Here is a 22,749-nt window from a genome sequence, read left to right on the forward strand (position 1 = left end):
ATTATGGTAAAATCAATTGTTTATTTTCTTTGGATTCTTTATATAAAACAATTATATTTCCAATGATTTGAACAAGCTCAGCTTTAGTACCACCTGCTAGAGCTTTTGCTACATCATCTTTTTCGTCCTCACAATTTTGTAAGATACTAACTTTCAGCAGCTCGCGGGCTTCTAATGCTTCGCTTACTTGCTTAATCATATTTTCATTCACTCCACCTTTACCAACTTGAAAGATTGGGTTAAGATGATGAGCTTTTGAACGTAAAAACCGTTTTTGTTTTCCTGTTAACATGACTTTCCTCCCAATTGCTTAAGACAAACTGATTGCATTCGATCCATGTCAGGAAAAATCCCTGTCCACTTTTCAAATTGAAGTGCTCCTTGATAAGTAAACATTGGTATTCCATTTTGGATACGAGCGCCTTTTTGTTTTGCTTCACGCAATATTTTAGTTTCTAATGGACTGTAAATTATATCACTAACTAAAGAAGTTGATTTTAATTTCTCTACAGAAAGCGGTGATGCTTCAATATCTGGATGCATGCCAATTGAAGTGGTTTGCACGATTACATCATATTTAGCTAATTGTTCCTCCGCTTCTTTAAAACTGAGTACTTCAGAATTTTTTGGAAATGGACAGTTATTAACTAAATATTCTGCCTTTTCGACTGTCCTATTAGCAATATCAACTTTTTTCACACCTGCTTGTGCCAATGTATAATAGATGGCTCTTGCTGCACCACCTGCACCGATTAATAGCATATTCTTATCCATGAATGAAGGAACTTCCTTTTTAAGCCCTTCTAAATAACCACTTCCATCCGTATTATACCCAATTAAACGGCCATGATCATTCACGACAGTATTAACGGCACCTATTGCTTCTGCCAAAGGATCAATTTCATCTAATAATGGCATAATCATTTGTTTATGCGGAACCGTGACACTTAATCCAGCTAAATTAATCGCTCTAAAACCTTTTACTGCATCTTGCAAGTTTTCAGGTTTAACATGAAAAGCAACATATGTAGCGTCAACTGAATACAATTGAAATAAATCATTATGCATAATCGGTGACATTGAATGTGCAACCGGATCCCCGATTACCCCATATAACTTTTTCACTAGCTTCTCCCCTTCCTTTGGAAGTTAACAAATAAGTATCTCGTCTTTTATTTATCTCTAGATTAACGACTTTCTCAACAAAACATGAACACCTTTTGGAACATAGGCTGCAATAACCGCACCTGGTTCATTGACTGTGATCCAACCTAGTCCTGAAAAGACAATATCGGTTTTTGCTTCTTTAATTGTAAAGGTTTGTCTCACCAACTCTGGGAAAGATTCTACGTCTTCCTTTCTTGGTGGTGTTAACAATTCCCCTACATGATTCCGGTATAATTCATCTGCTTTATCTAATTTTGTCCGATGAATCGTTAGTTCATTTGAAAAATAACAAGAAAATGAACGCCTTCCACCTTTTATGTAATCGAATCTTGCTAATCCTCCAAAATACAAGGTCTGCTCTTCATTTAGTTGATAGACTTTTTGTTTGATTTCTTTTTTTGGTGTAATTACCTTTAGATCTCGTTTGTCCACAAAATGGGCCATTTGATGATGATTGATGATTCCAGGCGTATCCACTAATGCCTTCCCATCTGACAATGGAATTTCAATCGTATCTAAGGTTGTTCCAGGAAAATGAGAAGTTGTAATTACGTCCCCTTCCCCTGTTACTTCTTTTAGGATTCGATTAACAAATGTTGATTTTCCCACATTTGTACAACCAACAATAAAGACATCTTTTCCATTTCGATATTTCTCGATCGCCTCTGTTACTTCTTTCATAAAATACCCTTTTGCTGCACTTACTAAAAATACATCAATTGGCTTTAAACCAAGCTGTTTGGCCTCATGCTTCATCCAATTAATGACCTTATTCGGTTTTACCGACTTTGGTAAAAGGTCAACTTTATTTCCAATTAAAATTACATTATTTTTACCAACAAAACGGTGTAACCCAGGTAGCCAGCTGCCATTAAAATCAAAGATATCGACAACCTTAACAATTAACGCATCGTTTTTACCAATTCCATTTAGAATTCGTAAAAAATCATCGTCCGTTAAACTAACATCTTGGACTTCATTATAATGCTTCAGCCGAAAGCAGCGCTGACAAATAATTTCCTCTTTTTCTAATGCTGACATAGGTGCATAACCAATGTCACTTGCGTTTTCTGTTTGAATTTGGACTCCACATCCAAAACAAGAATACTGTTCACTCAAATGAATTAATCCTCCCATTGTAACAAGCCTTTTTTTCTAAACCAATTCATGATACGTCTTTCGACAAACCGATTAAATTTCGTAGCCATCCCATCATTTTGAGCGACAGGTAAGACAAGTATCGTATGAAAACCACTGCGATTCCCACCTAATATATCGGTTAACAGTTGATCACCAATGACAACTATCTCTTCTTTTTTCAAATTCATTCTCGAAGCCGCTTGGATAAATGCATGTGACATCGGCTTTCTCGCTCTAAAAATAAATGGCATCTCTAATGGATCTGAAAATGCCTTAACCCGTGCCTCATTATTATTTGAAACAATCGTCACTTGTATTTGATTTTGTTTCATTTTTTCAAACCATTCCATGACCAATGGTGTAGCTTCTGGTCGATCCCATTCAACTAACGTATTATCAAGGTCGGTAATAATTCCTTTAATGCCTTTTTCTTTTAATTCACTTGGATTGATATCCAAAATACTTTTTACATGTTGACTTGGTAAAAATTGTTTTAACAAACTTTGCACCCCATTAAAATCAAATTCGTGCCCTCGAATTTGTGCCCGGTTTTTTATCGAGCTTCAGAACGCCACATCCTGTGGCTTCGCCTGACTAGGACGTCCTGTCCGTCGTCGAGCTTGCTCGATAAAATACCTTTAAAAAAACCGAGGCATCCGCCGGAGGCCTAACTTATTCAGTAAGGATATAAACCTTATTGAAACAGAAAACTGTTTGCATACACCCCTAAACCTCCATAGTGAAGTCTTTTACTGAATAAAGTTAACCTCTTTTTCTAACTCTATATCTTGACAAATTTAGATCTTTTTCACCTTTACCATCATACCCAATTTTTGCTATTAGTTCAAAAAAATTTACGTCCTCGTCATTCACGATAAACCTATATTCATAAGGTTATTAAATCGTTTAATTACTCCATTTTAGAACCAAACTACTTAAAAATCGTTCGACATCTTTCAGCAAACTTTTTCTGTGGATAACTTTATACACAAAATAAACAGCTGATTTATTCATCCTAGTCTATTTATAAACAATTTAGTCACAAGTTATCCACGGGTATTTGTGGATAAGAGAACGATTGTTCTTAGAAAACAAATCTGATACAGTAAAAGTACAAGCTAATGAAGCATAACTTTTACTATACGCAGGAAAGATATAAATAGAACATTTTTATAGAATTAAAGTAGTACATTTTAATGGAGGTGAATTCTGGCATGTATAAACTATCCGATGAGCTACTAATCCAATCCTATCATAAAGCAATCCAATTAAATTTAAGCCCCGATTTCATCCGTTTAATTGAAGCAGAAATTCACCGTCGATCCTTGTCCCATAAAATTACAGTAACTTCTTAAAACATCCCCATATAAATGGGGTTTTTTTCTTTATTTATTTTACATTCTTATATTCGTTGTAGTTTAAATAACCAATACATTCACCAACTTTAATTTCGCTTGGAACAACTATGGATTCTTCCCTAATAAAGGCTCCCGCTTGAAATAGTAAAACAACGGAGGACCCGAATGAAAAATAGGCCATTTCACTTCCCTTTGTTAGTTTCTCTTCTGTCGTTAATTTCTCAATTGAATTAATAAACATCGCTCCAACTTTGACAATGGCAACCGTTCCATTTAAAGTCTCCACCTCTGTGATCATACGATAATTTTTTGCCAACGGCTTTTTTCCATATTTTAATCCCATTGAATTGACAGGATATGATTTTGCTCCCAAAGTCCATTGCTTGTTGATTCTACCTGTTACAGGGCTATGTATTCGATGATAATGACTTGGGCTTAAATAAAAAATCATATAAGTGCCATCAACATAATCTTGAACGTTATCCATCCCACCGAGCATTTCCGCAATTGAATACACTTTCCCTTTAACGGTAATACAATGTTCGGCATCAATTTTACCGCACTCTTGAAGAACCGCATCAACAGGACTGATAACAGCAAAAGGATTTGGGTCAATGATTCGGGCCCCTTTTTTCAACTTTCTAGTAAAAAAATCATGAATGCTCTCGTAATCTTGTATTGACTTTTCCATTTCATGCAGATTAATTTGATAGATTCTAGAATAAATAGGAATGAAGTACTTGCTCAGCGTTGACTTTGAAAACCTCGCCAACGTTAGTGCAACCCTTTCCCGATTTAACAAGTCTATAAAAAATCTATAAATATTTCCTAACAATGTTTTCCCCCCAAAAAAAGACCCCATTTGTCACTTTACTATTAGGCATAAAAACTTTAAAATTATATATTATTATATAGTATACTTTAGGAGTTATTCCCTTTCCATAAGGAGTGAGGAGATGTTTTTATCAGGCGTAATTGATCAGACGATCAAAAAATTTAAAGCACAAATTGCAAATGTATTGACTCTCGGTAATTTGACTTTAGGCGGCTTTGCCATCATTAGTAGTATAAAAGGGGATCTAAATTTAAGCTTGCTATTAATTTTTATTGCTGCGCTTTTGGATCGGTTTGACGGAATGACAGCTCGAAAATTAAATAGTGAATCAGAACTTGGTGAACAATTAGATTCCATGAGTGATATTATATCATTCGGTGTTGCACCTGCGCTTCTATTATATCAAGGAATCTTATCTGAGTTCGGTGCCCCTGGCTCATTCTTTACAATTTTTTATATTGCCTGTGGTGCTTTTAGGCTTGCACGATTTAATGTTTCAAATACGAAAGGCTACTTCACAGGTCTTCCCATTACTGCAGCAGGGTGTATTATGACCCTCAGCTTTTTAGCCATTTCATTTTTACCTCCACAATTTTTCCTTTTTCTCAATATTATTCTTTCATTCCTCATGATCAGCACGTTCCGGATGAAAAAAGTTTAATATTCGTATGATTACAAAGTCAAGCCTTCTTAATCTCGAATGGCTTGATTTTTTATTTTTCAATGGGACAGACAAAAAACTCTCCTTGCACACATAGATATTAGTTAAACATGTTTTAAATCTTTTGGCAGCGGAGGTGGCGTCATGTCTGGAATTATTACTGCACTTGGCTTTTTGATTAAAGAGATTGTCTTTCTTGTTTCTTATGTTAAAAACAACGCCTTTCCCCAACCGCTTTCTGCCTCTGACGAACGAAAATATTTACAACTGATGGCAGAAGGGGACTCACATGCACGGAATATGCTAATTGAACATAATTTACGGCTTGTCGCACATATTGTTAAAAAGTTTGAAAACACGGGTGAAGATTCGGAAGATCTCATTTCAATTGGAACCATTGGATTAATTAAGGCCATAGAAAGCTATTCCGATGGAAAAGGGACAAAACTGGCAACCTATGCGGCAAGATGTATTGAAAATGAAATCCTCATGCACTTAAGAGCATTGAAGAAAACAAAGAAAGATGTTTCTTTGCACGATCCAATTGGTCAAGATAAGGAAGGAAATGAAATCTCCCTCATCGATGTACTAAAATCGGAATCAGAAGATGTCATCGATACCATCCAACTCAATATGGAGCTTGAAAAAGTAAAAAAATATATCGATGTTCTAGATGAACGGGAAAAAGAAGTCATCATAGGCAGATTTGGACTTGATTTACAAAAGGAAAAAACACAGCGTGAAATTGCTAAAGAACTTGGCATTTCTCGTAGCTATGTATCTAGAATTGAAAAAAGAGCCTTAATGAAAATGTTCCATGAATTTTATCGGGATGAAAAAGAAAAACGACAAAGCTTAGATTGATAGAAATTTCACCAACCTACAGAATTTAAAACTGTGGGTTGTTTTTTCAATTAACATTAGACAAGATGTAAAAGATAACTTACAATACACATGATTATCAAAAATGAACAAAACCTATATTTATGAGATCAAACCGATTACCAGGAGGATGAGTATGGAAAATAAAAGTATTGTGAAAGATTTATCACTTGCGCCTGACGGCCATTTGAAAATTGATTGGGTTAAAAATCATATGCCTGTCTTGAATAGTGTTGAAAACTATTTTAAAGATACTCAACCATTTAAAGGACTTAACGTGACAATTTCTCTTCATTTAGAAGCCAAAACTGCTTATTTAGCTAAAGTCGTTCAATCAGGGGGAGCTAACGTAACTATTTGTGGCAGTAATCCACTTTCAACCCAAGATGATGTCGCAGCAGCACTAGTTGAAGACGGAGTAACGGTATATGCAAAATATAATCCTAGCCAAGAAGAATACAAAGATTTCCTTATTAAATCGTTAGAGACTAAGCCAGATTTAATTATTGATGATGGCGGTGATTTAGTTACTGCACTACATTCAGAAAGACCCGATTTACGAGTGAATGTTCGTGGTGGATGTGAAGAAACGACAACAGGCGTGATCCGCAACCGAGCTCTTGAAAAAACAGGTAACTTGGCCTTTTCAATGGTAGCCGTAAATGATGCACAATGTAAATATTTATTTGATAACCGTTATGGTACAGGTCAATCGGTTTTTGATGGAATTATGCGTACCACGAATTTAATTATGGCAGGAAAAACAGTTGTTGTTGTAGGTTACGGTTGGTGCGGTAAAGGCGTCGCCATGAGAGCCAAAGGTCTTGGCGCCAAAGTCGTCGTGACAGAAGTAGACAATATTAAAGCGATTGAAGCCCATATGGATGGTTTCACTGTGCTGCCTATGATTGAAGCAGCTAAAGTTGGGGATGTATTCATTACTGTGACAGGTAACTATAAGGTCATTAATAAAGATCATTTGCAAAACATGAAAGATGGGGCCCTCCTTGCAAACGCTGGACATTTCGATGTTGAAATAAGTAAAAGAGGTTTAGATGAAATATCTGTGTCTAAACGTACAGTACGGGCTAATATTGAAGAATACAAAACAAATGATGGCAGAAGATTATACTTACTAGGTGAAGGCAGACTTGTAAACTTGACTGCTGCAGACGGCCACCCTGCTGAAATTATGGATATGACCTTTGCCTTGCAAGCTCTTTCTCTTCAATACATTAACGAACATTATAAAGAGCTGAAACCACAAGTTTTAAATGTTCCACATGCAGTTGACGAAAGAGTTGCCGAGTTAAAGCTGCAAAGCGAAGGGATTGTCATTGATACATTAACAGAAGAACAAACTAAATATTTAAGCAGCTGGGAAGTCTAATTTCTGGTAATAAAAACAGCTCCTACTTGAATAAGTTGGAGCTGTTTTTTTGAGGTTATTGGAAAGACTGCCAGCTTTTCAACATGCCGTCAACGATTTTATAAGAATGAAAGGCAGCTTTTTCGGTGAATTCCAAGAAATTTACCTTTGCAGAACCGTCTGCTTCATCTGACATCGAACGAATAATAACAAATGGCACCTTATTCATGTCGCAAACTTGTGCAACAGCTGCCCCTTCCATTTCAGCACAAGAGCCAGATAAATTTTGATAAAGCTCGTTTACTTTTTCACGACTTGCGATAAACTGGTCCCCTGAGAGAATTCTTCCTGATCTAACTTTTTGTTCCGAGATCACCTCACCGCTAACGGTTAGAGCAAGGTTTTGTAAATGCGGATCAGCCTGAAAAATGTGGTGTTCACTATAAGGTATTTTCCCGACCTCAAATCCCAAAGCTGTCGCATCCATGTCATGGTGCATAGCTTCAGAAGAAACGACGATATCCCCAATATGGAGATCTGGCGCTAAAGCCCCCGCCACTCCTGTAAAAATAACATGCGAAACGGAAAATTGATCAATCAATATTTGTGTACAAACACTTGCATTGACTTTTCCAACCCCACATTTACATATAACGACTGAAAAACCATTTAAAGTTCCAGTATAAAACGTAATACCTGCTTTCTCTTCTTGGGAAACAAGCTTCATACTATTACGATAATGCAAGATTTCTGCATCCATTGCGCCAATTATACCTATATTCATTATTACCTCCGACCTTTATTCATTAAGTAGTGATTTCATTATTCGGTTGACTTCATAGTAAACTCTTTCTTCATCTACTGTTAATAATTGTTTATTTTTCATAATCGGCTTTCCTTGTACATACATATCCTTTACGTCTCTGCCAGATCCTGAATAAACAAGATGGGAAATCGGATTGTGAGTATGGGGTTGATAGAAAGGTGAATTTCGATCAATTATAATGAAATCTGCCTCTTTTCCAACTTCTAGGCTGCCGATTTTATCATCCAACCAGAGAGCTTCAGCACCATATTTAGTCGCCATTAAAAGCGCAGTCTCAGCATTAATTAAGGTAGCATCCAATTCTACCCCTTTATGCAGAATCGCCACTTGCTTTAATTCTTCAAATAAGTCCAAGTTATTGTTGGAAGCAGAACTATCTGTACCTAAAGACACAGTTACCCCCTTCTCCAGCATTTTACGAATGGGTGCGATTCCTGAGGCTAATTTAAGATTACTAATAATATTATGAGATACTTTCACGTCATATTTCGCTAGAATGTCAATTTCCTCGTCATTCACATGGACAGCATGAGCAACCAAAGTTGGTTGATTAAAAACCCCAATCTCTTCCAAGTGTTTGACAGGTCGGTTTCCGTATTGTTCTACATTTTGTTCTACCTCTTGAATCGTTTCAGACATATGTATATGGATCGGAACGTTAAGATCTACTGATTTATCAACAATTTTTGAAATAAATTCAGGATCACAAGTATACGGAGCGTGGGGTGACATCATCGTTGTAATTCTCCCATTTCCTTGTCCATTCCACTCCTTCGCAAAATTAGTGGCTTCCTCAAGTTTCATCTTTTTTTCTTCTTCTGAACCTAATGCAACGATCCCTCTGCAAAGTTTCCCACGAATTCCAGATGTGTCTACCACTTTTGCGACTTCGTCCATATGATCATACATATCGACGAAAGTAGTGGTTCCTGTTCGAATCATTTCAACAATTGATAAATAGGAACCCCATTTCGCGACTTCAGGATTAAATTTAGCTTCAATCGGCCAAATTTTCTCTTCCAACCACATCTTTAATGGTAAATCATCCCCATATCCACGTAATAAAGACATTTGCACATGACCATGAGTATTAATCAGACCTGGTAATAATAGATCGCCATTTAAATCGATTGTCTCTTGATAGTCATCTTTATCATTTGGTGTTTCTCCGACATAGGTAATGAGGCCATTCTCAATCGCAATCGCCCCATTTTTCACTATTTCATGTTGTTCATTACAAGTAATAATTGTTCCATTATAAAGCAACGTACGTGTCATTTTAAAGTCTCCTTATTGTACTAATGTTAAATAGCTTACTATATTTTTGTAGCCAATGGAAGTATAGAAAGAGAGGCTTAAATTTGTAAACGGCCTCTCTTTCTATGCTTATTCATCCTTTTTCAAGGAAAAATCCAAATCTTCAATTAAATCATCTGCATCTTCTAGCCCGATGGAAATGCGAATAAGGGAATCCGAAATTCCTAGTTCTTTACGTCTTTCTGGAGGAATTGAGGCATGAGTCATTTTGGCTGGAACCGAAATTAAGCTTTCTACAGCACCTAGACTTTCAGCAAGGGTAAAGTAGTTTAACTTTTTTAAGAACTCGTCTACGTTTATTTCATCACTAAGTTCAAATGAAACCATTGATCCGTAACCTCTCATTTGCTTCTGGACCCATTGGTATTGAGGATGAGAATCCAATCCTGGATAATAAACTTTCTTAACCTTCTCATGGTTATCCAAAAATGTAACAATTGTTCTTGCATTTTGTTCATGCTCTTCCATTCGAACCCCAAGGGTTTTAATCCCCCGGATTAATAACCAAGAATCATGCGGACCAAGAATACTACCAGTTGAGTTCTGGATAAAATGTAATTCCTGTGCTAATCCTTCACTTGCTGCAACAACAAGACCTGCTACTACATCGCTGTGACCACCCAGATATTTCGTACCACTGTGGAGAACTACATCAACACCTAACTCCAAAGGATTTTGCCAATAAGGAGTTGCAAAGGTATTATCGACAATGGTCATTAGTTGAAATCTCTGTGCAAGGTCAACAATTGATTTGATATCCGTTACTTTTAATAGTGGGTTCGTTGGAGTTTCTAGAAAAATAGCTTTCGTTTGAGTGCGGATTTCGTTCTTGATGACTTCAATATTACTCGTGTCAATAAAGCTTGATTGAATTCCAAAACGGTTGAGAACTTTATTAACCACTCGGAAGGTTCCCCCGTAAACATCATCAGTAAAAATAATGTGATCACCTGATTTGAACAACATTAGAACAGCTGTTATTGCGGCCATCCCTGAACTAAATGCAAATCCCGCTTTGCCGCTTTCTAATTCTGCGATTAAAGTTTCTAGCGCTTGACGAGTAGGGTTCCCTGTTCGAGAATATTCAAAGCCATTATGAACACCGACCGATTCTTGCTTAAAGGTGCTGGACTGATAGATTGGGATTGAAACAGCACCTGTTAAGGGATCTGTCCTAACACCACCATGGATGAGCTTCGTCTTTCTTTTCAACGTTACATCCCCCCATCATAAATTTTCTTACTTAAATATCGTTCACTTCCATCTGGGAAGACCACTACAATATTACTTCCCGCCTTAGCCTTTTTGGCCTCTTCAATAGATGCAGCAAAAGCGGCTCCAGAAGAACTTCCGACTAGTAGGCCTTCCTTTTCTGCCAATTCTTTCACATATCGAAACGCTATTTCATCTGTAATCGTGTATATTTCGTTAAAAAAACGACGATCCATGTATTCAGGTAAAAATTCCATGCCAATTCCTTCTGTTTTATGAGGTCCAGGTTCTCCCCCATTTAATATCGATCCTTGTGGCTCTACAATAACCGTTTTAATGGAAGGACATTTTTCTTTCAAAAACATTGCACTTCCCATGAAAGTCCCCCCTGTACCTGCGCCTGCAACAAATACATCGATTTTTCCATTAAGGGCATCCCAAACCTCAGGCCCTAATGTTTTATAATAGGTTGCAGGATTTGCAGGGTTAGAAAATTGACTGGGGATATAGGAACCTCGTATTTCTTTTTGTAGCTCTTTTGCCTTTTGGATGGCCCCAACCATGCCTGCACTTGTTGGTGTTAACACAATTTGCGCTCCTAGTGCTTTCATGATTGCTTGCTTCTCAACGCTAAATTTTTCAGGAACAACCAATATGACTTTAATCCCTCGATTTAAGGCCGCTAATGCCAACCCGATCCCCGTATTTCCAGCTGTCGGTTCAATCATTGTGCCGCCTTCTTTTATTGCTCCATTTATAATAGCGTCATTCATTAATTCCAATCCAAGCCGATCTTTTACACTACCACCTGGATTCATATACTCTAACTTTGCAAAGATACATACATCCTCCGGAAGTTGAAATCCATTGATCTTCACAAGAGGGGTGTTTCCAATCAACTCATGAATATGCCGATATACCTTCAAGGGTCTCCTCCCCTTTATCTTTTCGTTGCCTCCATAATCCACACAAAATCATTAAACCTTGTAAACGTCACATCAAGTTGGTTTTTTTCCATAATGGAAGATAATACTGGTATTGTTGTATAATATTCAGTTTGCAAGTCCTGTGCTAAATGGTGGTATTTATTATTTAATGCCTTCGTAATGGCCTCTTGATGCTTTTCCCTTGTTTCAAAAATCGTATCTGCAAAGATTATTTTTCCACCGACTGGTAGGATTTTGCTATATAAGGCAATTGCATCTGCTTTCTCTATATCTGTTAGATGGTGAAAAGCATAAGAGCTGGCAAAGGTTTGGATTGGGATGTTTTGCGGAAAGTCGAAGAAATCCCCCTCTATAAAATCTACCTTCTTTCCAAGCTTTCCTTTAGCAATTTTTCTCATCTCACTTGATGGTTCGACACCGATCACAAATAATTGTTTTGCTAATAACTTTTTCGTTAGATTTCCGGTACCTGGACCAAATTCAATCACGTTTCCAAAACAAAGATTAGCTACCTCTTCTAAAATTTCATCATAACGGAAAAATGCCTCTTGATATTCAAGATCAAACCCTGCTACTGTTCGATCGTAAGTTACAGCCCATTGATTAAACAAATCAACAAAATCTTTTCCCATTAACGTCCCATCCTTTATTATTCTTATCTATATAGTATGATTTGACTTGTGTTTCGTTCCTTTAGTAGCTCTTTAAATTACAATGGATGTAACCCATTTTACGTGCAGCGGGTGAAATGCGTAGAGATGTGGAGGAACACCAGTGGCGAAGGCGACTCTTTGGCACATAACCGACTCGAGGCGCGAAAGCGTGGCTAAATAATAACAAGTTACGTGACAAACTAATGTTTGATTTAATAAAAAAAGATAATAATAAACGATAACGTCTGATCTTGATCTTGTTAATGTGACATTTACTATAATATTGTGAAAATAGACAAAAATCTGTACGTCTTTTTTATAGGCTAAACAATGAAAAAATAAATGTGTTCATTTATTATTAAGTTAGGTAAAAACAACAAGGAATTTAAGGGAGGAATTCACAATGATAATTGGGGTACCTAAAGAAATTAAAAACAATGAAAACCGTGTTGCTTTAACTCCTGCTGGGGTTGTTTCATATGTGCACGCTGGACATAAAGTCATTGTTGAAACTGGGGCCGGAACAGGAAGTGCTTTTTCAGATGAAGAATATATTAGTGCTGGTGCAGAAATAATTGCTGATGCTGGGGATGTTTGGTCTCAAGCAGATATGATTATGAAAGTGAAAGAACCCCTTGAAAGCGAATATAAATACTTCCGTGAAGGACTAATCCTTTTCACATACCTACACTTAGCAGCCGAACCGGCTTTAACGAAAGCATTGGTTGAAAAGGGAGTAATTGCTGTTGCATATGAAACGGTTCAATTAGGACGTGCTTTGCCATTACTTGCTCCAATGAGTGAAGTTGCTGGACGAATGGCTACTCAAGTTGGGGCCCAATACTTACAAAAAACGTATGGTGGAAAAGGAATCTTACTTGCTGGTGTACCAGGTGTTGAACGGGGAAAAGTAACAATCGTTGGTGGTGGGAATGTTGGTACAAATGCTGCTAAAATGGCAATCGGCCTGGGCGCAGATGTAACCATCCTTGATATTAGTGCAGACCGTCTTCGCCAATTAGACGATATCTTCGGAAATTCAATCAAAACATTAATGTCTAACCCTTACAATCTTGCCAAATGTGTGGCTGAATCTGATTTAGTAATCGGTGCGGTATTAATTCCTGGTGCAAAAGCACCTAAATTAGTGACTGAAGAAATGGTTAAATCAATGAAACCAGGTTCAGTGATTGTTGACCCAGCCATTGACCAAGGTGGATCAGTAGCAACTACATATCCAACAACACATGACAATCCAACCTTTGTACTCCACGATGTTGTTCATTATGCTGTTACGAATATGCCCGGCGCAGTCGCAAGAACTTCCACAATGGCTTTGACAAACGTGACTGTTCCTTACGGTATAGAAATTGCGAACAAAGGCATTGTAAAAGCAATCGCTGAGAACCCTGCATTAAAACTTGGTGTTAACACTGTAAACGGTGAAGTAACGTATGAAACAGTAGCCAGAGATCTAGGCTATGAATATGTACCAGTTGAGCAAGCATTGGATAAAGAGTTATCTCAACTTATAAGTTGAATGAAAAACCCTTCAAATCGATTGAAGGGTTTTTTATTTTTTTTAGTTAGGCAGCTCCTCAACAAGTGCAGGTTTCCAACCGCCCCCATCTACCCATTCTAGATAGACCTGATATTTTTTATTGCTCTCTTTTATGATTATAGTTGCTTTAGATTTTTTGGGTCCATTATTTTGAAGCATTTTAAGGATATCTCCTTTGCTTTGATTAAAACCTGTTGCATCAGAGACGGCTTTAAGCTGCTCATTCCAATCCACACTGCCTATATTATAATCTTGGGCAGGCTCGACTTGTTTTGTACCAACTGGTTTCCAATTAGGATCCTTTATCGATTTTTCGTCATTTTCATTACTGTTGACTTGATCTTCTTCTATTTCCTCTGTTTCATCTACACTTTCTTGTTCGCCTTGTTCGGCTTCTTCACTTGCATTTTGGTCCTCTGTGTTATCTTTATCTACTGTGTCTTCATCCACATCAACTTCTTCTAATTGTTCCTCAGCCTCAAGTTCTTCGTTTGTATTTGCCACTGTTTGCTCAGTAGGATTGCCCGCTTCTGTCTTGGCATCTTTCCCAAAAATATTGAACGATACAATGACAATTAGTAATAGTACTATTAAAATCATCGAATTTAATATTAAATTAGTTTTTCTTCTTTTGGCTCTTTGTTCTGAACGTGATGCTTCTGTCATATTTTCCTTATTATTTTTCAAAGCAAATTCTCCTCTCTAGCAAAGAAAGTTTACTATTATTTTTCTATATCGTTTATTTCAAGCGATTAAAACTATAACATATCATGATACTTGATGGAAGGTCCAAAGGTTTCAATTGATATTTCTTAATTCATAATCATAGATGGATTGAACAAGATCCTTATAAACAGGGCTTATTGCCCCTTCATTTCCTTTAACATCCAAACTGACAACAACTAAAGCATATTTAGGATTTTGATAGGGGAAATAGCCAGCAAACCATTTGTTATATAATTGTTGATCATTAATAAACTTTCCCGTTTCCCCTGTTCCAGATTTACCAGCAATTTCATAAGGTAAATCTCTGTAGCCTTTCCCAGTCCCTTCTTCATGGGTGATAACCTCGCGCAAGACCTTTTGCAGCTTTGTTGCAGTATAAGGTGAAATTGTCTCCCCTTCAAGCTTTTTCTCTTTAAACGTTACTAATGAAGAACCATTTTTATACTCAATAGCCGATGCAAACCTTACCATCTCTTTTGTTCCGCTTCTAGCAATCGTGGCCATCATATTAGCAACAGAAAGGGGCGTTGCACGAACTTCATGCTGACCAATGCCAGTTAAAGCGATAAAATTTCGATCCTTTTTAGCCTCTTCTGTTAAAAATACTCTTCCCTTATCCTCTTCACCGATCTGTTTAAATTTATCATAATGATAAATATCCCCTTGCCAGCCTGAAGTTCCTGTGAAAGCAAGCTTTCCTGCAAACTCTTCAAGCATATTAGGATCCATTGCCTGTAATTCTTTAGCTAAAGTTGCAAATGTATTATTGCAACTTTTAGCAAAACTATCTGCAAAGTTTAAGTTACCATAATCAAAAGCCTCATCCCGTTCTCCATTAATTTTAACACTACAATTAAACAGTCGATTAGGATCATCTAATTGATTTTCGATTACTGCAGCAGCTACGACTGTTTTGAAGACAGATCCGGTAATTTGTTCTGTTACCATCAAATTATCAACATGCCCATTATGCTCATGAAAGGGATTTTTTTGGTTTATTTGAGGCCGGGAAACCATCGATAATACAGAATTAGTTTTGATATCCAACAGGACTAGTCCACCCTTTTTAACACCATGTTTATCAAGAATATTCTCAGCGATTTCTTGAAGCTCTAAATCAATCGTTGTTCGGATATTTATGGGATAAAATGGATTTGCTGGTTCTACATATTTAACGTTCGTACCGAATAATGGTCCACCACTCGCATCGACATGAAAAACTAGCTTTGCTTCTCCCTCAGGTAATATAAATTCGTCAAAACTCCTTTCTAGTCCTGTTAATCCGATCGATGTTTTTAAAGAAATTTCCTTATCAGGATAACGAGACTTTAAGACCTTTGCATTCTGACCAGTAATCCCAATTAAATGTTGAGCTGGATGTGTCGTCATTTCAAATTTTTTCTGAACTGCAAAAACACCAGGAATTTGTAATTGGTTTATTTCTTCCATTTGCTTTTTTGTAAGTGACAAGGGTTTTGGTTCCCCATAGGCAAATGGCTTTTGGGCTGACTCAACCGCATTTCTTAAGGAGGAAACAGGAACATTTATAATGTTTGCAATTCTATCGACATCCCAATCAGTATTTTTTAAAAATGGAAATAATATGAGGACTGGAATATTCTGGTGGGTTAAAGAATTTCCATTCCGATCAAGGAATCCACCTCTTCCGCTGTCAATCACAATTTCCTGTGCCCTTTGAGCCACACTTTCCTCTAGTAAATTAATTTTGTGTTTGGAAAAATGCTCGGCTTCAAAAAGTTGGATTTGCATCAATCTTCCAATTAACAGCAATAAACAACAGACAAATACACTTGTTATGAAAATAGCCCTTTTTCTCCACATAAATGATAACACCTCGTCAAAAGTGTTGACGAGGTGTTCGATTTATAAACGATTATCCCTTATTTAATTTCGATAATCTTAACATTCATCTCTCCGCCTGGAGTTTGAACGGTAACTTCATCTCCAACTTTTCGTCCCAGCATACTTCTAGCAATTGGTGAATCATTAGAAATTTTTCCTTCAAATGGATCTGCTTCCGCACTTCCAACAATTGTATATGTTTCCTCGTCTCCGTCTGGGAGTTCAACAAAAGTGACAGAACTACCTAATGAAACAGCATCTTTGCTTAGTTCATCTTCACTAATAATCTTTGCATTACGAATCATATTTTCAAGGGTTGTAATGCGTCCTTCCACAAATGCTTGTTCATCTTTTGCTGCATCATACTCAGAATTCTCAGATAAATCTCCAAAACTACGTGCAATTTTAATTCTTTCAACGACTTCTTTACGTTTAACCGTTTTCAAATTCTCCAATTCCTGTTCAAGCTTTTCTTTACCAGCTTGCGTCATTGGAAATACCTTTTCTTGAGCCAAAACATTCACTCCTTCTAGTGTTCACAACCCCCATAAGATTGTGTGTTGTTATCAAATATATACATGCGCGTTCCTAATAGAACGCGCATGGATTATAATCGTTACCCCGACTAAACGGGTTATAAGAATCTCCAATATATGGGAGATTCTTTGTATTTATGCTATTGTTGCATAAAATTGTTGTTTATGCAATAAAGAATTTATTGTTATTATAGTTCTTTTCGCATCATGTTGTTTGAATAAAGTGGTTTGTCTACCTTAAATTGGACAACCTGTAACGGATGACGAGCTGCGTCTAGTTCATTCCCATCCTCGTCCCATATCTTATCAATGACAATTTTGAAGTTTTCAATTTCCGGTCCAAAGAATTCAACTTCTTGACCTGGTTTAAAATGATTTCTTTGCTGTAAAGTAACCATTTCTGTTTCAGGATTGTAATCAAGAACAAGACCCGCAAAGTCGTAGCTAGTCTTCTTGCTATGATTACCAAACATCTGTTCTTTATAACCAGGAACCCCTTCAAAGAAAGCAGGTGCCGTATCACGATTTGCACACTTGTCTAATTCATCCAACCATTCCTGATGAATGACAAAATGATCTGGATCCGCACAGTAAGCATCAATGACTTTGCGATAAACACTTATAACGGTTGCAATATAATGGATGGATTTCATTCGACCTTCAACTTTAAGACTATCGATTCCTAATTCAATCATCTTTGGAATGGATTGAATCAAGTTCAAATCTTTCGGACTCATCGCAAAGGGTGCATCCTCTTCGGCAAATAAAGCATTTTCTTCGTTGTCATTTAATTGATATAAGTCATAATCCCAGCGGCAAGATTGGCAGCAACCGCCACGATTTGAATCTCGGGCTGTCATATGGTTACTTAATGTACAACGGCCAGAATAAGCAATACACATTGCACCATGAACAAAGGTCTCAATTTCAATGTCAACCTTTTCCTTCATTTCTCGAATTTCTTCAGCACTTGTTTCCCGTGCAAGCACCACTCGTTCACAACCTTCTTCTTTCCAAAATTGGACAGTTTGCCAGTTGGTTATTGACTGTTGTGTACTGATATGAACCTCAATTTCAGGTGCAACTCTTCTACATGTTTCAATAATTAGTGGATCAGCCACAATGATTCCATGTACACCCGCTTCTTTTAGTCCAAGCATATATTCTTCTAATCCATCTATATTCTCATTATGAGCAAAAATATTCGTTGTTACATAAACCTTTGCCCCATATTTACTTGCAAATTCAACGCCTTCTTTCATTTCCTTGAAAGTAAAATTATCAGCATTTGAACGCAATCCATACTCTTGTCCACCAATAAAAACAGCGTCAGCTCCGTAATGAACCGCTATTTTTAGCTTTTCAAGATTTCCAGCTGGTGCAAGTAATTCAGGCTTCTTCACAATTACGCGTTTCCCATTCACGATTTTTGAAATCGGTTCTTTTACGATAGCCATTCTTTATCTCCTTTCACTTTCCTAAGTTCGTTTTCGTTCGTTGTATAACAAGCCATATCCCTGTCATGTATAAATATGGCTGTTTGTTTGATCTGTTTAATAAACCGTTTCTTTAAAGAAGAAACCTGTGTCAAGAGGTCGAGAAGCTGGTTGAATTTCCTGTATACGTTCGAGTAGCTCTCCTTTAATATCTTCATATGCATCAGGGTCTTCACAGCAGATATCAATCGCTTTTCGATACAATTTCGTTACCTCAAGGATGTATTCGAAAGAATGCAGAACTCCATCTATTTTGAAAGAGTCAATTCCTACCTCAATAAGTTCCTGTAATTCATCAATCACGCACATATCATTCGGACTCATAATATGGGTTCCATTTTCATCTTCAAAAAGTGGGTATTTCGTTCCCCGCTCTTTATCGTGTAAAAACAGCCCGTTTCTATTACTTTCCTTTTCGATTTCCATGTCTTTTCCCTGATATCGAAAATAGTTACCTAGTAAAGAGCGTTTTGATTGGAACATATTTAACATGCCATGAACTTGCACTTCAATTTCGATTTCGGCATTCTCTTTTATCTCTAGAATGGCATCTAAATTAATTTCTTTGGCTAGTACCGCCCGTTTTGCCCCTTTTCTTCCCCAATAGTTGCACGTATACCAGTTTGTCCCCGTTGTTTCCGTACTCCAGTGCAGTTTCATGTCTGGGGCTGCCTCTCTAGCTGCAAGCAATACAGCTGGATCACCAAAGGTGACGCCATCAACATGAATGGATGTCAAAAACTGTAGATATCCTGGCAACTCAGGAAGTTTGTCATTATGGAATAAGGCATTCATCGCCACGTATACTTTTTTCCCATGTTCGTGAGCGATTTCAACCGCTTTTTTAATATCATCACGGGGAAATTCCCCTGCTAAACGTAAACCAAATTTTTGTTCTCCCACTAAAAAAGCATCTGCTCCCGCTTCAATTAATGGAAGAATGTCATGAATAGAAACTGGAGTTACAAGTAATTCCGGCTTATTCATCATCTTCACCCCTTTTTACTGATTGCAATTCCGTCTCCAACGGGTAAAATAACAGTATCATAATCAGGGTGACTCATGAGCCACTCATTATACTGTTTAATTTTCTTCACAAGTTGGGCTGTTCTTTTATGTTCAATTTTTTCTTCTGCAACAAGCCCTTTAAATAGCACATTATCGGTGATAACTATTCCTTTATCATCCAAATAACGGCTGTACATTTCAAAAAATCGCTTATACTGGCCTTTTGCTGCATCTATAAAGATAACATCAAAAGGTCCATAAGAAGACACGGTATTCTCTATTTCAAGTGCATCTCCTATTAATAAAAAGACTCGTTCTCCCATTTGAGATTCTTCTATATTCTGTTGTGCTAAGAGAGCTCTCTCTTCGTCTCTTTCAATCGTAATAATTTGAGTGGTTGGCAAAGCATCGGCCATTCTTAGTGCTGAGTAGCCAATTGCTGCCCCTATTTCCAGAATCCTTCTCGGCTCCTTAATGCGAAGGATCTGTAATAATGCCTCAATACCAACTGATTCCATAATCGGAACCCCATGGTCCAAAGCATACTTTTCCATTTTGCTAAAAAAATCAGACCGCTCACGTATTAAACCTTCAATATAATGATGAACAGAATCTTTCATCCTACCCACATCCCTTTTTACAACAAGAAAAAATAGCGTTTCACAGAAGGCGAAAACGGTAATTAGAGAAATCTATTTGCCGTAAAATGCCTTGTACACTGTGTTTACGCTACTTAACATGATTGGATCACAAAATAACTTTTTCTATAATAACATAAACCAAGAAGAATTACCAAATTTACAAAGGCCAATTCCCTTAGTTGGTATTAATTCCCAGTAATATATTTAGCTTTTTTCGCTGCATGCTCATCAAGTGTGACAGAGAAATAGACTTGACCATCAGGAGCAGCTAAGAAATATAGATAGTTGGTTTCTGCAGGAGAAAGTGCGGCTTCAATTGAAGATACCCCCGCATTTGCAATAGGTCCAGGTGTTAATCCTGAATTCTTATACGTATTATATGGATGATCTACTTCTAAATCTTTATAGTAAACTCTCTCTTGGTGTGCTCCTTTTGCATAGAGGACAGTTGGATCTGTCTGTAAGGGCATCCCTAGATCTAGTCGATTATAAAAAACACCCGAAATTTGGTCACGGTCAACTTGTTTCGTCGCTTCTTCTTCAATTAATGAGGCCATTGTCAGTAATTCATGAACGGTCATGTTCTTTTCTTTAATTTGAGTTTGATAATTCTCGATAACTGATTGGGTTTTATCAAGCATAACCGCGACAATCTCTTCGATCGATGGGTTTTCTACATAGAACGAATAGGTTGCCGGAAATAAATATCCCTCCAATGGATATCTGACCTTAGCATCATAAACCTCTTTTGTTATTAGATCAGGATATTGGTTCATTAGTGAATCAATAAATTCATGATCATTTAACATTTTCATGACTTCTTCAGAGGAGTAATTCGTATTGTCCGCAATAATGCCGGCAATTTCTTTGAGGTGAGTTCCCTCAGGAATTGCAATTTTAACAACCGCATCTTGAATCACTTTTCCGGTTTTTAGACTATTAATAATTTGTTCTAATGTCATAGAAGGCTTTAAAACATAATCTCCTGCCATAAAACCAGATTCATTTTTAAATTTAACATAATATTTAAACACACGGGCATCTTTAATGATCCCGCTTTCCTCTAAGATGTTTGAAATATTTGTTACTCCGGAACCGATCGGAATACTAACAGCAATTTCTTCTTTGCTATTCGAATCAACCGGCTTTAAGGCAGAACTAATATAAAAATAGCCTCCAACAACGACTACGGCTACAATAATAAAGATAGCAAGTGAGATCATTGCAACAACTTTGCGAACTACTTTTGCCTCATTTTGACGTTCGATTAATTTCTCTTTAAAGATTGCCTTTTTGTCATTCTTCTCTTCAGAGTTCATCCTTTCCCTCCATTCTACAGGATTCTACATATTTCTCGAATCATTATACTATAATTCCTTCAAAGCGTAAAAAAATATCAAGCCTAATAAGATCGGCTTGATATTTTCATAACTATTATAGTATTCCTTACTTATTCTTCCTCATCTTCAGCAAGGAAAGTGTTAAGCATTTCTTCGATTAAATCCCATTCTTTATCCGTTTCGATTGGCATTAACTCGCCATCTTCGCCATCAGCATTTGGAATAAAGGCAGAAGCATGAATCTCAATTTCTTCTTCATCTTCTTCATCTGAACTAATCGGATAATATAATACATAGGACTTGCCAAACTCTTCTGAGTCAAATGTGAATAGCACTTCACATAATTGTTCGTTACCTTCTTCGTCGACTACAGTTATATTTTTTTCATCTTGCATCATTTCCACCTCATTTGTTTTGACTATCTAAATATCCTTGCAGGATCATAGATGCCGCCATTTTATCAATAACCTTTTTTCGCTTTTTCCGACTCATATCTGCTTCAATGAGGAGCCTTTCTGCTGCAACAGTTGTTAATCTTTCATCCCACAAAACAACCGGAATACCGAATCTTGTATTCAACTCATCTGCATAAAACTGACTGGCTTCCCCACGCGGCCCAATCGTTCCATTCATATTTTTAGGCAATCCGACAACAATTTTACTAACGTCATGGTCTTTAATCAGATTCTCCATTTCCTCGAATCCGTATTCACCTTGTTCTTCATTTATTGCAATGGTCTTTAAGCCCTGTGCAGTCCAGCCGAGTTCATCACTTAGAGAAACTCCCACGGTCTTTGATCCAACATCCAAGCCCATAATTCGCATAATAATCCCTCATCCTTATCAATAAAGAAGGCACTTTTAGCAAACCAAAAGTGCCTTGCAAAGCATGTCTACAATTTGTACTCTTTTAAATAGGACTTCATCAATTCCTCCATAATTTCATCACGCTCTAGCTTTCGAATTAAATTGCGTGCATCTTTATGTCTAGGAATATAAGCTGGATCGCCGGATAATAGGTACCCAACAATTTGATTGATGGGATTGTACCCTTTTTCCTGAAGCGCCTCATAAACTTGGAGTAGTACTTCCTTTACATTATGTTCAACAGGTTCCTCAGAGAAATTGAACCTCATTGTTTGATCAAATGAGCTCACAATGTACACCTCACTTTTTTGAGGAAAAGATAGTCCGATTGAAAAGAAAGAAAA

The 22,749-nt window shown here is 37.1% G+C and carries 25 protein-coding genes; 5 read left to right on the forward strand and 20 right to left on the reverse strand.

Features of this window, described 5'->3' with window-relative positions:
- Position 1 precedes the first annotated feature (1 nt).
- From yhbY to R4Z10_RS16190, 4 genes are read right to left on the reverse strand one after another with little or no spacing between them, the layout of a single operon-like run.
- Entirely contained in the window at positions 2-292 is a 291-nt protein-coding gene (yhbY, locus tag R4Z10_RS16175) for a ribosome assembly RNA-binding protein YhbY (RefSeq protein ID WP_338470321.1), read from the reverse strand.
- Positions 286-1,125 carry a shikimate dehydrogenase gene (gene aroE, locus R4Z10_RS16180; protein ID WP_338470322.1) on the reverse strand — a complete coding sequence of 280 codons (840 nt, stop codon included), beginning with the start codon at positions 1,123-1,125 and terminating at the stop codon, positions 286-288. The genes yhbY and aroE overlap by 7 nt, the downstream gene beginning before the upstream one ends.
- Positions 1,126-1,182: 57 nt before the next feature.
- Positions 1,183-2,286 (reverse strand): ribosome biogenesis GTPase YqeH, encoded by a 1,104-nt coding sequence (gene yqeH / locus R4Z10_RS16185; RefSeq protein WP_338470323.1) that lies wholly within the window; start codon positions 2,284-2,286, stop codon positions 1,183-1,185.
- 5 nt (positions 2,287-2,291) lie between these two features.
- Positions 2,292-2,807 carry a YqeG family HAD IIIA-type phosphatase gene (locus R4Z10_RS16190; RefSeq protein WP_338470324.1) on the reverse strand — a complete coding sequence of 172 codons (516 nt, stop codon included), beginning with the start codon at positions 2,805-2,807 and terminating at the stop codon, positions 2,292-2,294.
- Between the two features lie 714 nt (positions 2,808-3,521).
- Between R4Z10_RS16190 and R4Z10_RS16195 the strand changes: the two genes are divergently transcribed.
- Positions 3,522-3,662: a sporulation histidine kinase inhibitor Sda gene (locus tag R4Z10_RS16195; RefSeq protein ID WP_338470325.1), complete on the forward strand. Its 141-nt coding sequence runs from the start codon at positions 3,522-3,524 to the stop codon at positions 3,660-3,662.
- Between the two features lie 34 nt (positions 3,663-3,696).
- Here the strand turns inward: R4Z10_RS16195 and R4Z10_RS16200 are convergent, their stop codons facing one another.
- Positions 3,697-4,500 carry a phosphatidylserine decarboxylase gene (locus tag R4Z10_RS16200; protein ID WP_338470326.1) on the reverse strand — a complete coding sequence of 268 codons (804 nt, stop codon included), beginning with the start codon at positions 4,498-4,500 and terminating at the stop codon, positions 3,697-3,699.
- A gap of 121 nt (positions 4,501-4,621) precedes the next feature.
- Between R4Z10_RS16200 and pssA the strand changes: the two genes are divergently transcribed.
- The 3 genes from pssA (at position 4,622) to R4Z10_RS16215 (ending at position 7,433) form a co-directional block, all read left to right on the forward strand.
- Positions 4,622-5,161: a CDP-diacylglycerol--serine O-phosphatidyltransferase gene (pssA, locus tag R4Z10_RS16205; protein ID WP_338470327.1), complete on the forward strand. Its 540-nt coding sequence runs from the start codon at positions 4,622-4,624 to the stop codon at positions 5,159-5,161.
- Between the two features lie 144 nt (positions 5,162-5,305).
- Entirely contained in the window at positions 5,306-6,025 is a 720-nt protein-coding gene (sigK, locus tag R4Z10_RS16210) for an RNA polymerase sporulation sigma factor SigK (RefSeq protein ID WP_338470328.1), read from the forward strand.
- Between the two features lie 148 nt (positions 6,026-6,173).
- Positions 6,174-7,433: an adenosylhomocysteinase gene (locus R4Z10_RS16215; RefSeq protein WP_338470329.1), complete on the forward strand. Its 1,260-nt coding sequence runs from the start codon at positions 6,174-6,176 to the stop codon at positions 7,431-7,433.
- Between the two features lie 55 nt (positions 7,434-7,488).
- Here R4Z10_RS16215 and R4Z10_RS16220 read toward each other — a convergent pair whose 3' ends face one another.
- The 5 genes from R4Z10_RS16220 to R4Z10_RS16240 form a co-directional block, all read right to left on the reverse strand.
- A complete protein-coding gene (locus R4Z10_RS16220; protein ID WP_338470330.1) occupies positions 7,489-8,196 on the reverse strand; it encodes a 5'-methylthioadenosine/adenosylhomocysteine nucleosidase in 708 nt (235 codons plus the stop codon).
- 15 nt (positions 8,197-8,211) lie between these two features.
- Entirely contained in the window at positions 8,212-9,516 is a 1,305-nt protein-coding gene (locus tag R4Z10_RS16225) for an amidohydrolase (RefSeq protein WP_338470331.1), read from the reverse strand.
- 108 nt (positions 9,517-9,624) lie between these two features.
- Positions 9,625-10,767: a bifunctional cystathionine gamma-lyase/homocysteine desulfhydrase gene (locus R4Z10_RS16230; protein WP_338470332.1), complete on the reverse strand. Its 1,143-nt coding sequence runs from the start codon at positions 10,765-10,767 to the stop codon at positions 9,625-9,627.
- A 2-nt stretch (positions 10,768-10,769) separates the two neighbouring features.
- Entirely contained in the window at positions 10,770-11,693 is a 924-nt protein-coding gene (locus R4Z10_RS16235) for a cysteine synthase family protein (RefSeq protein WP_338470333.1), read from the reverse strand.
- A 14-nt stretch (positions 11,694-11,707) separates the two neighbouring features.
- Entirely contained in the window at positions 11,708-12,346 is a 639-nt protein-coding gene (locus R4Z10_RS16240) for a class I SAM-dependent methyltransferase (RefSeq protein WP_338470334.1), read from the reverse strand.
- 424 nt (positions 12,347-12,770) lie between these two features.
- Here R4Z10_RS16240 and ald point away from each other — a divergent pair, with 424 nt between their 5' ends.
- Entirely contained in the window at positions 12,771-13,907 is a 1,137-nt protein-coding gene (ald, locus tag R4Z10_RS16245; protein ID WP_338470335.1) for an alanine dehydrogenase, read from the forward strand.
- 42 nt (positions 13,908-13,949) lie between these two features.
- Here the strand turns inward: ald and R4Z10_RS16250 are convergent, their stop codons facing one another.
- The 10 genes from R4Z10_RS16250 to R4Z10_RS16295 all read right to left on the reverse strand — a co-directional run bounded on the left by R4Z10_RS16250 (position 13,950) and on the right by R4Z10_RS16295 (position 22,695).
- Positions 13,950-14,615 (reverse strand): YrrS family protein, encoded by a 666-nt coding sequence (locus tag R4Z10_RS16250; RefSeq protein ID WP_338470336.1) that lies wholly within the window; start codon positions 14,613-14,615, stop codon positions 13,950-13,952.
- Positions 14,616-14,726: 111 nt separating this feature from the next.
- On the reverse strand, positions 14,727-16,496 hold the full coding sequence (locus tag R4Z10_RS16255; protein WP_338470337.1) for a penicillin-binding protein 2: 1,770 nt from the start codon (positions 16,494-16,496) through the stop codon (positions 14,727-14,729).
- 59 nt (positions 16,497-16,555) lie between these two features.
- Positions 16,556-17,032 (reverse strand): transcription elongation factor GreA, encoded by a 477-nt coding sequence (greA, locus tag R4Z10_RS16260; protein ID WP_338470338.1) that lies wholly within the window; start codon positions 17,030-17,032, stop codon positions 16,556-16,558.
- A gap of 209 nt (positions 17,033-17,241) precedes the next feature.
- Positions 17,242-18,510, reverse strand: coding sequence for a U32 family peptidase (locus R4Z10_RS16265; protein ID WP_338470339.1), 1,269 nt, complete (start codon positions 18,508-18,510; stop codon positions 17,242-17,244).
- A gap of 96 nt (positions 18,511-18,606) precedes the next feature.
- Positions 18,607-19,536: a peptidase U32 family protein gene (locus R4Z10_RS16270; RefSeq protein ID WP_338470340.1), complete on the reverse strand. Its 930-nt coding sequence runs from the start codon at positions 19,534-19,536 to the stop codon at positions 18,607-18,609.
- Positions 19,537-19,541: 5 nt separating this feature from the next.
- Positions 19,542-20,177 carry an O-methyltransferase gene (locus R4Z10_RS16275; RefSeq protein ID WP_338470341.1) on the reverse strand — a complete coding sequence of 212 codons (636 nt, stop codon included), beginning with the start codon at positions 20,175-20,177 and terminating at the stop codon, positions 19,542-19,544.
- Positions 20,178-20,383: 206 nt separating this feature from the next.
- Positions 20,384-21,517, reverse strand: a complete 1,134-nt coding sequence (mltG, locus tag R4Z10_RS16280) for an endolytic transglycosylase MltG (RefSeq protein WP_338470342.1) — start codon at positions 21,515-21,517, stop codon at positions 20,384-20,386.
- Between the two features lie 131 nt (positions 21,518-21,648).
- Entirely contained in the window at positions 21,649-21,936 is a 288-nt protein-coding gene (locus R4Z10_RS16285; protein WP_338470343.1) for a DUF1292 domain-containing protein, read from the reverse strand.
- 7 nt (positions 21,937-21,943) lie between these two features.
- The gene (gene ruvX / locus R4Z10_RS16290; protein WP_338470344.1) at positions 21,944-22,363 is read right to left on the reverse strand and encodes a Holliday junction resolvase RuvX; all 420 of its coding nucleotides are present in this window, start codon (positions 22,361-22,363) and stop codon (positions 21,944-21,946) included.
- 68 nt (positions 22,364-22,431) lie between these two features.
- On the reverse strand, positions 22,432-22,695 hold the full coding sequence (locus tag R4Z10_RS16295) for an IreB family regulatory phosphoprotein (protein ID WP_338470345.1): 264 nt from the start codon (positions 22,693-22,695) through the stop codon (positions 22,432-22,434).
- Positions 22,696-22,749 lie beyond the last annotated feature (54 nt).

Origin of the sequence: Niallia sp. XMNu-256, assembly GCF_036670015.1 — a bacterium.
GTDB lineage: Bacteria > Bacillota > Bacilli > Bacillales > Cytobacillaceae > Bacillus_BD.

Coding starts and splice junctions, on each gene's coding strand:
- yhbY (WP_338470321.1), bottom strand. CDS start 292: ATGTTAACAGGAAAACAAAAACGGTTTTTACGTTCAAAAGCTCATCAT.
- R4Z10_RS16195 (WP_338470325.1), top strand. CDS start 3,522: ATGTATAAACTATCCGATGAGCTACTAATCCAATCCTATCATAAAGCA.
- pssA (WP_338470327.1), top strand. CDS start 4,622: ATGTTTTTATCAGGCGTAATTGATCAGACGATCAAAAAATTTAAAGCA.
- sigK (WP_338470328.1), top strand. CDS start 5,306: ATGTCTGGAATTATTACTGCACTTGGCTTTTTGATTAAAGAGATTGTC.
- R4Z10_RS16215 (WP_338470329.1), top strand. CDS start 6,174: ATGAGTATGGAAAATAAAAGTATTGTGAAAGATTTATCACTTGCGCCT.
- R4Z10_RS16220 (WP_338470330.1), bottom strand. CDS start 8,196: ATGAATATAGGTATAATTGGCGCAATGGATGCAGAAATCTTGCATTAT.
- R4Z10_RS16225 (WP_338470331.1), bottom strand. CDS start 9,516: ATGACACGTACGTTGCTTTATAATGGAACAATTATTACTTGTAATGAA.
- R4Z10_RS16240 (WP_338470334.1), bottom strand. CDS start 12,346: ATGGGAAAAGATTTTGTTGATTTGTTTAATCAATGGGCTGTAACTTAC.
- ald (WP_338470335.1), top strand. CDS start 12,771: ATGATAATTGGGGTACCTAAAGAAATTAAAAACAATGAAAACCGTGTT.
- R4Z10_RS16255 (WP_338470337.1), bottom strand. CDS start 16,496: ATGTGGAGAAAAAGGGCTATTTTCATAACAAGTGTATTTGTCTGTTGT.
- R4Z10_RS16265 (WP_338470339.1), bottom strand. CDS start 18,510: ATGGCTATCGTAAAAGAACCGATTTCAAAAATCGTGAATGGGAAACGC.
- R4Z10_RS16270 (WP_338470340.1), bottom strand. CDS start 19,536: ATGAATAAGCCGGAATTACTTGTAACTCCAGTTTCTATTCATGACATT.
- R4Z10_RS16275 (WP_338470341.1), bottom strand. CDS start 20,177: ATGAAAGATTCTGTTCATCATTATATTGAAGGTTTAATACGTGAGCGG.
- mltG (WP_338470342.1), bottom strand. CDS start 21,517: ATGAACTCTGAAGAGAAGAATGACAAAAAGGCAATCTTTAAAGAGAAA.
- R4Z10_RS16285 (WP_338470343.1), bottom strand. CDS start 21,936: ATGATGCAAGATGAAAAAAATATAACTGTAGTCGACGAAGAAGGTAAC.
- ruvX (WP_338470344.1), bottom strand. CDS start 22,363: ATGCGAATTATGGGCTTGGATGTTGGATCAAAGACCGTGGGAGTTTCT.